General features: G+C 71.8%; 12 protein-coding genes. 9 read left to right on the top strand and 3 right to left on the bottom strand.

From position 1 onward, the window contains the following. The first annotated feature begins 186 nt into the window (after positions 1 to 186). Positions 187 to 681: a 50S ribosomal protein L17 gene (rplQ, locus tag ACFV57_RS23180; protein WP_385235417.1), complete on the top strand. Its 495-nt coding sequence runs from the start codon at positions 187 to 189 to the stop codon at positions 679 to 681. A 72-nt stretch (positions 682 to 753) separates the two neighbouring features. Then, complete coding sequence (gene truA / locus ACFV57_RS23175) at positions 754 to 1,605, top strand: tRNA pseudouridine(38-40) synthase TruA (RefSeq protein WP_385235414.1); 852 nt, start codon at positions 754 to 756, stop codon at positions 1,603 to 1,605. A gap of 18 nt (positions 1,606 to 1,623) precedes the next feature. On the opposite strand, the gene ACFV57_RS23170 is transcribed toward truA, so the two are convergent. Further along, a complete protein-coding gene (locus tag ACFV57_RS23170) occupies positions 1,624 to 2,448 on the bottom strand; it encodes a hypothetical protein (RefSeq protein ID WP_385235411.1) in 825 nt (274 codons plus the stop codon). 57 nt (positions 2,449 to 2,505) lie between these two features. On the opposite strand from ACFV57_RS23170, the gene ACFV57_RS23165 reads away from it, so the two are divergent. The 5 genes from ACFV57_RS23165 (at position 2,506) to glmM (ending at position 8,166) form a co-directional block, all read left to right on the top strand. Then, positions 2,506 to 4,125 carry an ABC-F family ATP-binding cassette domain-containing protein gene (locus ACFV57_RS23165; protein ID WP_385235408.1) on the top strand — a complete coding sequence of 540 codons (1,620 nt, stop codon included), beginning with the start codon at positions 2,506 to 2,508 and terminating at the stop codon, positions 4,123 to 4,125. Between the two features lie 83 nt (positions 4,126 to 4,208). Then, positions 4,209 to 5,468, top strand: a complete 1,260-nt coding sequence (locus tag ACFV57_RS23160) for a glycosyltransferase 87 family protein (protein ID WP_385235405.1) — start codon at positions 4,209 to 4,211, stop codon at positions 5,466 to 5,468. Between the two features lie 205 nt (positions 5,469 to 5,673). Next, positions 5,674 to 6,117 carry a 50S ribosomal protein L13 gene (rplM, locus tag ACFV57_RS23155; RefSeq protein WP_385235402.1) on the top strand — a complete coding sequence of 148 codons (444 nt, stop codon included), beginning with the start codon at positions 5,674 to 5,676 and terminating at the stop codon, positions 6,115 to 6,117. 41 nt (positions 6,118 to 6,158) lie between these two features. Next, the gene (gene rpsI / locus ACFV57_RS23150) at positions 6,159 to 6,665 is read left to right on the top strand and encodes a 30S ribosomal protein S9 (protein ID WP_385235399.1); all 507 of its coding nucleotides are present in this window, start codon (positions 6,159 to 6,161) and stop codon (positions 6,663 to 6,665) included. A 142-nt stretch (positions 6,666 to 6,807) separates the two neighbouring features. After that, a complete protein-coding gene (glmM, locus tag ACFV57_RS23145) occupies positions 6,808 to 8,166 on the top strand; it encodes a phosphoglucosamine mutase (protein ID WP_385235396.1) in 1,359 nt (452 codons plus the stop codon). 19 nt (positions 8,167 to 8,185) lie between these two features. Here glmM and ACFV57_RS23140 read toward each other — a convergent pair whose 3' ends face one another. Further along, a complete protein-coding gene (locus ACFV57_RS23140) occupies positions 8,186 to 9,124 on the bottom strand; it encodes a DUF389 domain-containing protein (protein ID WP_385235393.1) in 939 nt (312 codons plus the stop codon). A 42-nt stretch (positions 9,125 to 9,166) separates the two neighbouring features. After that, entirely contained in the window at positions 9,167 to 10,165 is a 999-nt protein-coding gene (gene coaA / locus ACFV57_RS23135; RefSeq protein WP_385235390.1) for a type I pantothenate kinase, read from the bottom strand. A 167-nt stretch (positions 10,166 to 10,332) separates the two neighbouring features. Between coaA and glmS the strand changes: the two genes are divergently transcribed. Together glmS and ACFV57_RS23125 are read left to right on the top strand one after the other, a co-directional pair. After that, positions 10,333 to 12,180 (top strand): glutamine--fructose-6-phosphate transaminase (isomerizing), encoded by a 1,848-nt coding sequence (gene glmS, locus ACFV57_RS23130; protein ID WP_385235387.1) that lies wholly within the window; start codon positions 10,333 to 10,335, stop codon positions 12,178 to 12,180. Next, the gene (locus ACFV57_RS23125) at positions 12,177 to 12,545 is read left to right on the top strand and encodes a holo-ACP synthase (protein WP_385235384.1); all 369 of its coding nucleotides are present in this window, start codon (positions 12,177 to 12,179) and stop codon (positions 12,543 to 12,545) included. The genes glmS and ACFV57_RS23125 overlap by 4 nt, the downstream gene beginning before the upstream one ends. The last annotated feature ends 73 nt before the right edge of the window (positions 12,546 to 12,618 follow it).

Raw genomic sequence — 12,618 nt, 5'->3', positions numbered from 1 at the left:
CGCCGTACGGCGGGTCGGCCGGGAACGGCGGCCCGCCGTACTTCGGGTGCAGGCTCGATCGGCCCTGAGGCCTCGTCCTCAAGCGCCGGACGGGCTTGAAATGAAGAACCTTCCGCGGGGCACCCGCCTCGTGGGAACTGACACCGGTACCTGATACGGCCGGTGCAGCAATGAAGGAGAAATACCATGCCGAAGCCCGCCAAGGGTGCCCGTCTGGGCGGCAGCGCAGCGCACGAGCGTCTCATGCTGCGCAACCTGGCCACCAACCTGTTCGAGCACGGCCGCATCACGACGACCGAGGCCAAGGCCCGTCGTCTGCGTCCGTACGCCGAGCGTCTGGTGACCAAGGCGAAGAAGGGCGACCTTCACAACCGCCGTCAGGTCATGCAGCTGATCTCGGACAAGAGCGTCGTGCACACGCTCTTCACGGAGATCGCGCCGCGCTTCGCGGAGCGTCCGGGTGGTTACACCCGTATCACCAAGATCGGCAACCGTCGTGGCGACAACGCCCCGATGGCGGTCATCGAGCTGGTCGAGGGCGAGATCGCCAAGAAGGCCACCGTTGCCGAGGCCGAGGCCGCGACCAAGCGCGCGGTGAAGGAGTCCGACGAGGCCGCCAAGGCCGAGGACACCAAGGGCGAGGCCGCCGAGGCCCCGGCCGAGGAGTCGAAGGACGCCTGAGCCTGACACAGGCCACCGGACGGGCCCGCTCCCTCAGGGGGGCGGGCCCGTTCCGCTTGAGAGGATGCACGCGTGAGCGATGAAGTGGAGCCCGGGTTCGTACGGGTGCGGCTGAACCTTTCGTACGACGGGAAGGACTTCTCGGGCTGGGCTAAGCAGCGGGCGCGGCGCACGGTCCAGGAGGAGCTGGAGACGGCGCTGCGGACGGTGACGCGGTCGGCCGAGACGTACGAGCTGACCGTGGCGGGGCGCACGGACGCCGGCGTGCACGCGCGCGGACAGGTGGCGCATGTGGACCTGCCGGCGGAGCTGTGGGCCGAGCACGCGGACAAGCTGCGGCGGCGGCTGGCCGGGCGGCTGCCGAAGGACGTACGGGTGTGGCGGGTGGCCGAGGCGCCGTACGGGTTCAACGCGCGGTTCTCGGCGGTCTGGCGGCGGTACGCGTACCGGGTGACCGACCACCCGGGCGGCGTGGACCCGCTGCTGCGCGGCCACGTGCTGTGGCACGACTGGGACCTGGACGTCGACGCGATGAACGAGGCGTCGCAGGCGCTGCTGGGGGAGCACGACTTCGCCGCGTACTGCAAGCGGCGCGAGGGCGCGACGACGATCCGTACGCTGCAGACGCTGAGCTGGGTGCGGGATGCGGACGGGATCGTCACGGCGACCGTGAAGGCGGACGCCTTCTGCCACAACATGGTGCGGTCGCTGGTCGGCGCGCTGCTGTTCGTGGGGGACGGGCACCGGCCGGTGGAGTGGCCGGGCAAGGTGCTGGCCGCCGGGGTGCGGGACTCGGCGGTGCATGTCGTACGGCCGCACGGGCTGACCCTGGAGGAGGTCGGCTATCCGGCGGACGATCTGCTCATGGCCCGTAACAAGGAGGCCCGCAACAAGCGGACCCTGCCGGGGGGCGGCTGCTGCTGAGCCGGCCCCGGGCGGGCGTCAGGACTGGGCGCGGGCGGCCTTCGCCGCCTGGTCCGTGCCGCGCTGCCAGATGCGGTTGTACGCGTACTGGCCGCCGTCGCGGGCGATCTGCAGGGCCTTGGCGGATGCCTTGGTGACGGCCGAGCCGTCCAGGTTGCCGGCGATGGTGAAGTAGGCGTAGCGGCCGGTGGCGTTGGTGTACATGGTGCAGGCCGTGCCCTGGCAGAAGGTGCCGACGTCGCCGCCCGCGAGCGGTGCGAGGCTGGCCTTGTTGGCGGCCTTGACCTTGAAGGCGGCGGTCTTGGAGTCGAAGACCGCGACGCCGACGGTGACCGCCACGCCGTCCTTCGCGTAGGTGGCGCGCAGCAGCTTCTTGCAGCCGTTGTGCTTGAGCTCCGAGCCGAGGGCGCCGTGGGTGCCGGCCGTGCAGTCGTCGGTGGCGGCGGTGGTCTTGCGGGGGTAGCTGTTCTTGCCGAGCACCATGTTCTTGTCGGGGAAGAGGGTGTCGGGGGTGAGGGCCGCGGTGTCCTTCTTGGGGTCGGTGATGTAGTCCCGCGGGTTGGGCGGCGGCGGGACGGAGACCTCGGAGAAGGACGGTTTGGGGGCGTCGGGTTCGTCGGGCAGTTTCTGCGCCTGCGGCAGGTTGTTGTCACTCTTGTTGCTGGTGATGACGGCGGTGGCGACGATGCCGGCCACGGCCACGGTCGCCAGTGCCCCGCCGCCGATGAACAGCCAGCGGCGGCGCTTGCCGCGCGCCGCGCTCTCGTCCGCGAGCGCGTCCCAGTCAGGAGTCGAGGAGTCCGGTCCCCCGGGCCCGTACGGCCCACCATGCCCAAAGCTCATGCCGCGCATCCTAAACCGGTTGGTGGAACGCGGGGCGGGCAGCGACAATCCGGGGCTATGGGACACGTGGAGGCCGGGCATCTTGAGTACTACCTGCCGGACGGGCGGGCGCTGTTGGGCGACGTGTCCTTCAGAGTCGGCGAGGGCGCCTCGGTCGCCCTCGTCGGGGCGAACGGGGCGGGCAAGACGACGCTGCTGCGGCTGATCTCGGGGGAGCTGCAGCCGCACGGGGGCACGGTGACCGCCAGCGGCGGCCTGGGCCTGATGCCGCAGTTCGTGGGGTCGGTGCGGGACGAGCGGACCGTGCGGGACCTGCTGGTGTCGGTGGCGCAGCCGCGGATCAGGCAGGCCGCCGCGGCGGTGGACGCGGCCGAGCACGCCGTCATGACGGTGGATGACGAGGCCGCGCAGATGGCGTACGCGCAGGCGCTCAGCGACTGGGCCGAGGCGCGCGGCTACGAGGCCGAGACGGTGTGGGACATGTGCACCATGGCCGCGCTGGGCGTCCCGTACGAGAGGGCGCAGTGGCGGCAGGTGCGCACGCTCAGCGGCGGTGAGCAGAAGCGGCTGGTGCTGGAGTCGCTGCTGCGCGGCACCGACGAGGTGCTGCTGCTGGACGAGCCGGACAACTATCTGGACGTGCCGGGCAAGCGCTGGCTGGAGGAGCGGCTGCGCGAGACGAAGAAGACGGTGCTGTTCGTCAGCCACGACCGGGAGCTGCTGGCGCGCGCCGCCGACAAGATCGTCAGTGTGGAGCCGGGCCCGGCCGGGTCGGACGTGTGGGTGCACGGCGGCGGCTTCGGCACGTACCACGAGGCCCGCAAGGAGCGCTTCGCCCGCTTCGAGGAGCTGCGGCGGCGCTGGGACGAGAAGCACGAGCAGCTGAAGAAGCTGGTCCTGGACATGCAGCAGTACGCGTCCCGCAGCGACGTGATGGCCTCGCGGTATCACGCGGCGCAGACCCGGCTGCGCAAGTTCCAGGAGGCCGGTCCGCCGCCGGAGCCGCCGCGGGAGCAGGACATCACCATGCGGCTCCAGGGCGGCCGTACCGGCGTGCGGGCGGTGACCTGCGAGAACCTTGAGCTGACCGATCTGATGAAGCCGTTCGACCTGGAGGTCTTCTACGGGGAGCGGGTCGCGGTGCTGGGGTCCAACGGCTCGGGCAAGTCGCACTTCCTGCGGCTGCTGGCCGGGGACGACGTGGCGCACACGGGGGCCTGGAAGCTGGGCGCGCGCGTCGTACCCGGTCACTTCGCGCAGACGCACGCTCATCCGGAGCTGGAGGGGCGCACGCTTCTGGACATTCTGTGGAAGGAACACGCCAAGGACCGGGGCAAGGCGATGAGCGCGCTGCGCCGGTACGAGCTGGAGCGCCAGGCCGAGCAGCGCTTCGAGCGGCTGTCGGGCGGCCAGCAGGCGCGTTTCCAGATCCTGCTGCTGGAGCTGGCCGGGACCACCGCCCTGCTGCTGGACGAGCCCACCGACAACCTCGACCTGGAGAGCGCGGAGGCCCTTCAGGAGGGGCTGGAGGCGTACGAGGGGACCGTGCTGGCGGTGACGCACGACCGCTGGTTCGCGCGGTCCTTCGACCGCTACCTGGTCTTCGGCGCGGACGGGCGGGTGCGGGAGACCGCGGAGCCGGTGTGGGACGAGCGCCGGGTGGCGCGCAAGCGGTAGGGGCTGCCCCGTGGGCCCCGTCCGGTCCGCCGGGCGGGGCACGTCCGGTGGTGGGGCGGGGGCGGCGGCTCTTAGATTGAGCCATGAGCGCGGATGAAGCGGGCATTGCGGGCGGGGAGGAGGGCGGCCGGGGCGCGGCCGGGACCGCGGGCGCTCCGGTGGCCGGGTGGCTGCTCGGGCGGGCGTCCTGGCCGCTGTGGGGGGTGGCCGCCGTCCTGATGTCGGCGGTGGTCTTCGCCGTGCACCGGCACAGCCCCACCGTCGGCATGGACAACGACTTCGTGGTCAAGGCCGCGCGGGCGCTGCTGCGGGGCGACGCCCCGTACGCCGACAAGCGGTTCCTGTACCTGCCGAGCGCGGTGCTCGCCGCGGTGCCCGAGGCGCTGCTGTCCGCCGGGAAGCTGCGGCTGCTGGTGCCGGTGGCGGGCGTGGGGCTGGTGGTGCTGGGCTGGCTCGTCTCGCTGCGGATCTTCCGGGTGTCCGTACGGAGCCGGCTGGCGGCGCTCGGGGTGGCGGCCCTGGCGTTCTTCGAGCCGTTCCGCAACGTGGTGAACATCGGGAACTGGACGCTGGCCTCCGTGGCGGCACTGCCCCTGGTGCTGCTCCTCGCGCTGCGCTCCCGGTGGGTGGCGGCGGGGGCCGTCCTCGGGCTCGCGCTGGCCCTCAAGCCGCTGCTGGCGCCGCTGCTCCTGCTGCTGGTCCTGGCGCGGCGGTGGCGGGCGCTCGCGGTGGCGGTGGCGCTACCCGCCGTGACATCCGTGCTCGCGGTGCTGGTGATGCCGCGGCCGGGCATGTTCTTCACCCGTACGCTGCCGTTCCTGCTGCACGGCCAGGACAGCTTCGCGCGGCCCTTCGACGCCTCGCTGGGCATGATCCTGACCCGGTTCGGGGTGCCGGAGACCGCCGCGTACGGGGTCGCCGCGGTGGCGGCGGTGGCCGGGACCTGCTGCGCCTGGGTGCGCTGGCGGCGCGGCGACGAGGGGCCGCTGCGGCTCGTGGAGACCGCCGCGATGCTGATGCTCGCGGCCTTCCTGGTGTCCCGGCCGTCCTTCGACCACTACCTGCTGGTGGTGCTGCCGCCGCTGGCGGCCTCCGTGGCCCTGCCGGGCTCGGTGCCCCGTACGGTCTGGTTCTGGGTCGCGCTCGTGCCGCAGGTCACCGGGCTGGTCTGGCCGCATCTGGAGGGACTGCACCGGAGGGCCTTCAAGGACGCGGTGATGCTGTGGACGGTCGCGGCCGTGACCGCGTGGGTCTGTGTGCGGCCGCGGGTGCTGCGGGCGGTGGCCGTGCTGCCCGTGGGGCCCGAGGGTGCGGATCGTACGCCGGTTCGGGACGTGTTTTGACCCGGCTGGGGGCGGCCCGGTATTCTGCCAGTTCGTTATGCGTATTGGCTTGCTCTATCTCACGTGAGGGGCCCTTACGCCGGTCCACCGGGCCGATGACCAGCGGCAGGAACCCGGGTTGCGTCACCCGTGGGGCCGCCAGTGCTGGAGATCGACTGTGGTGACCAGTACAGGACCCTATTCACTGAAGAAGCGAAGGCTAACCGTGCGTACGTTCAGCCCCAAGCCCGGCGATGTCCAGCGCCAGTGGCACATCATTGACGCGCAGGACGTTGTCCTGGGCCGTCTGGCCTCGCAGGCCGCGTCCCTCCTGAGGGGCAAGCACAAGCCGGTGTACGCGCCGCACGTCGACACCGGTGACTTCGTCATCATCGTCAACGCCGACAAGGTGCACCTGTCCGGCAACAAGCGCAGCCAGAAGATGGCCTACCGCCACTCCGGCTTCCCGGGCGGTCTGCGCTCGGTGCGCTACGACGAGCTCCTCGACAAGAACCCCGAGAAGGCCATCGAGAAGGCCGTCAAGGGCATGCTTCCCAAGAACACCCTGGGCCGTCAGATGCTCTCGAAGCTGAAGGTCTACGCGGGCGCCGAGCACCCGCACGCTGCCCAGCAGCCGGTCCCGTTCGAGATCACCCAGGTCGCGCAGTAAGTCCGGCCACCCCCTAAGACGAAACGAATCTGAGGAGAATCGTGGCTGAGACCACCCCCGAGACCCCGCTGGACGAGGTCGAGGAGTACACCACCGAGACCGAGGTTCCGCTGGAGGGTGAGTACACCTCCGAGTCGCTCGCGTCGCGCTTCGGCGACCCGCAGCCGGCGGCCGGCCTCGGCCGTCGCAAGAACGCCATCGCCCGCGTGCGGATCATCCCCGGCACCGGCCAGTGGAAGATCAACGGCCGCACCCTTGAGGGTTACTTCCCGAACAAGGTGCACCAGCAGGAAGTCAACGAGCCCTTCAAGGTTCTTGAGCTGGACAACCGTTACGACGTGGTCGCCCGTATCGCCGGCGGCGGCATCTCCGGCCAGGCCGGCGCGCTGCGCCTGGGCGTGGCCCGTGCGCTGAACGAGGCGGACGAGGACAACAACCGCGGCCCGCTGAAGAAGGCCGGCTTCCTCAAGCGCGACGACCGTGCGGTCGAGCGCAAGAAGGCCGGTCTGAAGAAGGCCCGCAAGGCGCCGCAGTACAGCAAGCGCTAATTGCCGCTTGGCTGCTCGCGCAGCTCTTGGCGAACGCCCCGGTGGCACCATCCGTGCTGCCGGGGCGTTCGGCTATCCGGGACCAGCGGCGTATACCTGGACGCAACGTTCTGGTCCAAGTACATCAACTCGGAGGACACCAGTGGGACGACTCTTCGGCACGGACGGTGTGCGCGGTGTCGCCAACGCGGATCTCACGGCGGAGCTGGCGCTCGGGCTGTCGGTCGCGGCGGCGCACGTGCTTGCGGAGGCGGGCACTTTCGAAGGCCACCGGCCGGTGGCCGTGGTCGGGCGCGATCCGAGGGCGTCCGGGGAGTTCCTGGAGGCCGCCGTCGTCGCGGGCCTGGCCAGCGCGGGCGTGGACGTCCTGCGGGTGGGCGTGCTGCCGACCCCGGCCGTGGCGTACCTGACCGGCTCCCTCGGCGCGGACCTGGGCGTGATGCTCTCCGCCAGCCACAACCCGATGCCCGACAACGGCATCAAGTTCTTCGCCCGCGGCGGCCACAAGCTCGCCGACGAGCTGGAGGACCGCATCGAGCGCACGTACCGGGCGCACAGTTCCGGCGAGCCGTGGGACCGGCCCACCGGCGCCGGTGTCGGCCGGGTCAAGGACTACGACCAGGGCTTTGACAACTACGTCGCCCACCTGGTCGGCGTACTGCCCAACCGCCTCGACGGGCTGAAGGTCGTCATCGACGGCGCGCACGGCGCGGCGTCCCGCGTCTCCCCGGAGGCGTTCGCCCGGGCCGGCGCCGAGGTCGTCACCATCGGCACCGACCCCGACGGCCTGAACATCAACGACGACTGCGGCTCCACGCACATCGAAGGCCTGCGCGCCGCGGTCGTCGAGCACGGCGCGGACCTCGGCGTCGCGCACGACGGCGACGCGGACCGCTGCCTGGCGGTGGACCGCGAGGGCAACGAGATCGACGGCGACCAGATCCTGGCCGTCCTCGCCCTCGGCATGCGCGAGGCCGGGACGCTGCGCCGCGACACCGTCGTGGCGACCGTGATGTCCAACCTGGGCTTCAAGCTGGCCATGGAGCGCGAGGGCCTGACCTTCGTCCAGACGGCGGTCGGCGACCGGTACGTCCTGGAGGAGATGAAGTCCGGCGGCTACGCGCTCGGCGGCGAGCAGTCCGGCCACGTCATCGCGCTGGACCACGCGACGACCGGCGACGGCACACTGACCGGCCTGATGCTGGCCGCCCGCGTCGCGGCGACCGGCCGCCCGCTGGGCGAGCTGGTCCGCGTCATGGAGCGGCTGCCGCAGGTGCTGGTGAACGTGCCGGACGTCGACAAGACCCGGGTGAGCACGTCGCCGGAGCTGACGTCCGCGGTGGCGGAGGCGGAAAAGGAGCTGGGCGCCACCGGCCGGGTGCTGCTGCGCCCCTCCGGCACCGAGCCGCTGGTCCGCGTCATGGTCGAGGCCGCCGACATCGAGCAGGCGGGGGCCGTCGCCGGCCGCCTGGCCGACGTCGTGAAGTCGGCGCTGGGCTGACCGTGAAGCCGGCGCCGGGCTAACGGCCCGGCCGACGCCGATGCTGTCTGGCCCAGAAGAGTTTCTGGGCCAGCAGCGTCAGCGTGCCCGCGATCACGATGCCGAGAAGGTTCAGCAGGAGCTGTTCCGTGGAGCCCCACGCCTGTTTGTACGAGCTGTAGCCGAAGGCGACGGCGGCGTTCGCGGCGGCGGGGACGGTGGTGACCGAGATCGCCACGCCGACCAGGGCGCCGGACTTCGCCGAGGTCAGCGAGAGGACGCCGGCGATCCCGGCGAGGACGGCGACCACGAACGAGAACCAGTCCGGCCGGTAGATGAAGTTCGTGTTCGGACGCTCGGCCGTCAGCGCCTCGGCGTGGAAGAGCCCCATCGCGTCCATGAACAGGCTGAAGCCCACCGTCGCCGCCATCGCCACCGCGAAGCCCACGACCAGCGCGATCAGGGAGCGCCAGGCCAGGCGGGGCGCGCGCCGGACCAGCGCGGTACAGATGCCGGCCAGCGGGCCGAATTCGGGGCCGACGGCCATCGCGCCGACGATCAGGATCGCGTTGTCCAGCACCACGCCGCAGGCCGCGATCATCGTGGCGAGGGCGAGGAACGCCAGGTAGGTGACGGAGAGCGTGGACTCCTCGTGGGTGGCCTCGGTCAGCGACTCCCACAGCACGGCGTCCGCGCCCTCGCCCGGCGCGTCCCGTTCCGCGCGGTCGGCGCGGGCGGACAGGGACAGGTCGATGTTCTCGACGGCGATGGCGCCGTCCCGGTCGACGCCGAGCGCCCGCAGTTCGTGCAGCAGCCCGTCACCGGCCTCGCGGGCCACGTCGCACAGGACGACATCGCCCCGCGGGTCGCGGGCGGCGCCGGTCAGGACGGCGACGTGGGCGGTGCCGACGGTGCTCTCCACCAGACGCAGGACGTCGCGCGTGCGGTCGGCGGGGACGATCAGGCGCAGGTGCAGCACGGCGTACTCCTCGTGGGCGGGAAGGCGGCGCGGCCGGCCGCGTCAGAGTTTGCGCAGTGACAGGCGCTGCACCTTGTGGTCGGGCCCCTTGCGCAGGACGAGGTTGGCGCGGCTGCGTGTCGGTGCGACGTTCTGTTCCAGGTTGGGCTTGTTGACGGTGCGCCAGATCATCCGCGCGTAGTCGAGGGCCTCGTCCTCGGAAACCTGGGTGTACTTGCGGAAGTACGAGAACGGGTTCTGGAAGGCGGTCTCGCGCAGCTTGCGGAACCGGCCCAGGTACCAGCGCTCGATGTCCTCCGTACGGGCGTCCACGTACACCGAGAAGTCGAAGAAGTCGGCGAGGCCGAGGCGGGTGCGGCCGTCCTTGCCGGGCAGCGCGGGCTGCAGCACGTTCAGGCCCTCGACGATCAGGATGTCGGGCCGGTGCACGGTCAGCCGCTCGCCCGGCACGATGTCGTAGATCAGGTGCGAGTAGACCGGGGCGCTGACCTCGGACTTCCCCGACTTCACATCGGCGACGAAGCGGGTCAGCGCCCGCCGGTCGTACGACTCGGGGAAGCCCTTGCGCGACATCAGGCCGCGGCGGTGCAGCTCGGCGTTGGGGAACAGGAAGCCGTCGGTGGTGACCAGTTCGACGCGCGGGTGCTCCGGCCAGCGGGCCAGCAGCGCCTGCAGGAGGCGGGCGGTGGTGGACTTGCCGACCGCGACGCTGCCCGCGACGCCTATGACGAAGGGCGTGCCGGGCTGCGCGCCGTGGCCGCCGCCCGCGTCGCCGAGGAAGGTGTTCAAGGCGCCGCGCAGATTGCTGGACGCGCCCACGTACAGGTTGAGCAGGCGGGACAGCGGCAGGTAGACGTCGCGTACCTCGTCCAGGTCGATCACGTCGCCCAGGCCGCGCAGCCGCTCGACCTCCTCGGCGGTCAGGGGCAGCGGCGTCTTCTCCCGCAGGGCGCTCCACTCGGCGCGCGTCAGGTCGACGTACGGCGTGCGCTCGGCGCGGCGGCGGTGCTGCGACTCGGTCGGCTCTGTGGTGAGGGGCACGCGCCCATTGTCCGCAGGCGCGGCGGCCGGTTCACCCCGGGGTGGGGTTGTGGCCGCCCGGTGCGCGTGTCGTGGCGCGGTCCGGTTCGGTCCGGCCGTGGCCGGGACACCGCGGGTCGCCCCGACGGAGCGCGGGTATCGCCGGGACCGCCCCGTAGGCTGCCCCCATGTGCGGAATCGTGGGGTATGTGGGCGGCCGGTCCGCCCTGGACGTCGTGCTCACCGGGCTGAAGCGGCTGGAGTACCGCGGCTACGACTCGGCCGGGGTGGCCGTACTGGCCGACGGCGGGCTGGCCGCCGCCAAGAAGGCGGGCAAGCTGGCCAATCTGGACAAGGAGCTGGCGGACCGCCCGCTGCCGGCCGGCGCGACGGGCATCGGGCACACGCGATGGGCCACGCACGGCGCGCCCACCGACGCCAACGCCCATCCGCATCTGGACAACGCGGGGCGGGTCGCCGTCGTCCACAACGGCATCATCGAGAACTTCGCGACCCTGCGCGCCGAACTGGCCGGGCGCGGCCACACACTGGCCTCCGAGACGGACACCGAGGTGGTCGGGCACCTGCTGGCGGAGAACTTCTCCTCCTGCGGGGACCTGGCCGAGGCGATGCGCCAGGTGTGCCGTCGGCTGGAGGGCGCGTTCACGCTGGTCGCGGTGCACGCGGACGCGCCGGACGTGGTGGTGGGCGCGCGCCGCAACTCGCCGCTGGTGGTGGGCGTCGGCGAGGACGAGGCGTTCCTCGCGTCGGACGTGGCGGCGTTCATCTCGTACACCCGCGAGGCCGTCGAACTGGGCCAGGACCAGGTCGTGGAGCTGCGCCGGGACGGGGTGACGGTCACCGACTTCGACGGCGCGCCGGGCGAGGTGCGCGCGTACCACGTGGACTGGGACGCGTCGGCCGCCGAGAAGGGCGGCTACGACTACTTCATGCTCAAGGAGATCGCCGAGCAGCCGAAGGCGGTCGCCGACACGCTGCTGGGCCGGGTGGACGGGGCCGGGGTGCTCTCGCTGGACGAGGTCCGCATCGACGACACGGTGCTGCGCGAGGCCACGAAGGTGGTGATAGTGGCCTGCGGCACGGCCTTCCACGCCGGGATGATCGCCAAGTACGCGATCGAGCACTGGACCCGCATCCCCTGCGAGGTGGAGCTGGCCAGCGAGTTCCGCTACCGTGACCCGATCCTGGACCCGCGCACGCTGGTCGTCGCCATCTCGCAGTCCGGCGAGACGATGGACACCCTGATGGCGGTACGGCACGCCCGTGAGCAGGGCGCGAAGGTCCTCGCGGTGTGCAACACCAACGGCTCGACGATCCCGCGCGAGTCGGACGCCGTGCTCTACACGCACGCCGGGCCCGAGGTCGCGGTCGCCTCGACCAAGGCGTTCCTGACGCAGCTGGTGGCCTGCTACCTCCTCGCGCTGTACCTGGGCCAGGTGCGCGGCACGCAGTGGGGCGACGAGATCCGGGCGGTGGTGCGTGAGCTGGCCGCGATCGGTACGCAGGTCGAGCAGGTCCTGGGGACGATGGAGCCGGTACGGGAGCTGGCGCGCAGCCTCGCGGACAAGGACACGGTGCTGTTCCTGGGGCGGCACGTGGGCTATCCGGTCGCCCTGGAGGGCGCGCTGAAGCTGAAGGAACTCGCGTACATGCACGCGGAGGGCTTCGCGGCGGGCGAGCTGAAGCACGGCCCGATCGCCCTGATCGAGGAGGGCGTGCCGGTCGTCGTGGTCGTGCCGCCGCCGCGCGGCCGGTCCGTCCTGCACGGCAAGATCGTCTCCAATATCCAGGAGATCCGGGCCCGGGGCGCGCGCACCATCGTGATCGCGGAGGAGGGTGACGAGGCCGTCGTCCCGTACGCGGACCACCTCGTACGCATCCCGCGCACGCCCACCCTGCTCCAGCCGATGGTCTCCGCCGTGCCGCTGCAGGTCTTCGCCTGCGAACTGGCCACGGCCCGCGGCAACGAGGTCGATCAGCCGCGCAACCTCGCCAAGTCGGTGACCGTCGAATGATCATCGGGGTGGGGATCGACGTCGCCGAGATCGACCGCTTCGCCGCGGCGCTGGAACGCACCCCGGACATGGCACAGCGCCTCTTCGTCGAGCGGGAGTTGACGCTGCCCAGCGGCGAACGCCGCGGTATCGCCTCGCTCGCCGCGCGCTTCGCGGCCAAGGAGGCGGTGGCCAAGGCGCTCGGCGCGCCCGCCGGGCTGCGGTGGACGGACGCGGAGGTGGCGGTGCTGGACACCGGGCAGCCGATACTCCAGATCCGGGGGACGGTCGCCGAGCGGGCGGCGGAACTGGGCGTGCGGTCCTGGCATGTGTCGCTCAGTCATGACGCGGGCGTGGCCTCGGCGGTGGTCGTCGCCGAGGGCTGAACGGAGTTCGCGCGCAGCCCGTAAGGAGCCCGAAAACGCCCCGGCCACCGGCCCGGTCCGGCGCCGACGGCCG

This window comes from Streptomyces sp. NPDC059788, from assembly GCF_042732265.1.
GTDB lineage: Bacteria > Actinomycetota > Actinomycetes > Streptomycetales > Streptomycetaceae > Streptomyces.
The sequence above is the reverse complement of the archived record's forward strand: the minus strand, read 5'-3'. Positions and strand labels throughout refer to the sequence as shown.

Excerpts from the sequence above, each read along its gene's own strand:
- glmS (WP_385235387.1), top strand. The coding sequence starts at position 10,333 with ATGTGCGGAATCGTGGGGTATGTGGGCGGCCGGTCCGCCCTGGACGTC.
- ACFV57_RS23165 (WP_385235408.1), top strand. The coding sequence starts at position 2,506 with ATGGGACACGTGGAGGCCGGGCATCTTGAGTACTACCTGCCGGACGGG.
- rplQ (WP_385235417.1), top strand. The coding sequence starts at position 187 with ATGCCGAAGCCCGCCAAGGGTGCCCGTCTGGGCGGCAGCGCAGCGCAC.
- ACFV57_RS23125 (WP_385235384.1), top strand. The coding sequence starts at position 12,177 with ATGATCATCGGGGTGGGGATCGACGTCGCCGAGATCGACCGCTTCGCC.
- ACFV57_RS23160 (WP_385235405.1), top strand. The coding sequence starts at position 4,209 with ATGAGCGCGGATGAAGCGGGCATTGCGGGCGGGGAGGAGGGCGGCCGG.
- ACFV57_RS23170 (WP_385235411.1), bottom strand. The coding sequence starts at position 2,448 with ATGAGCTTTGGGCATGGTGGGCCGTACGGGCCCGGGGGACCGGACTCC.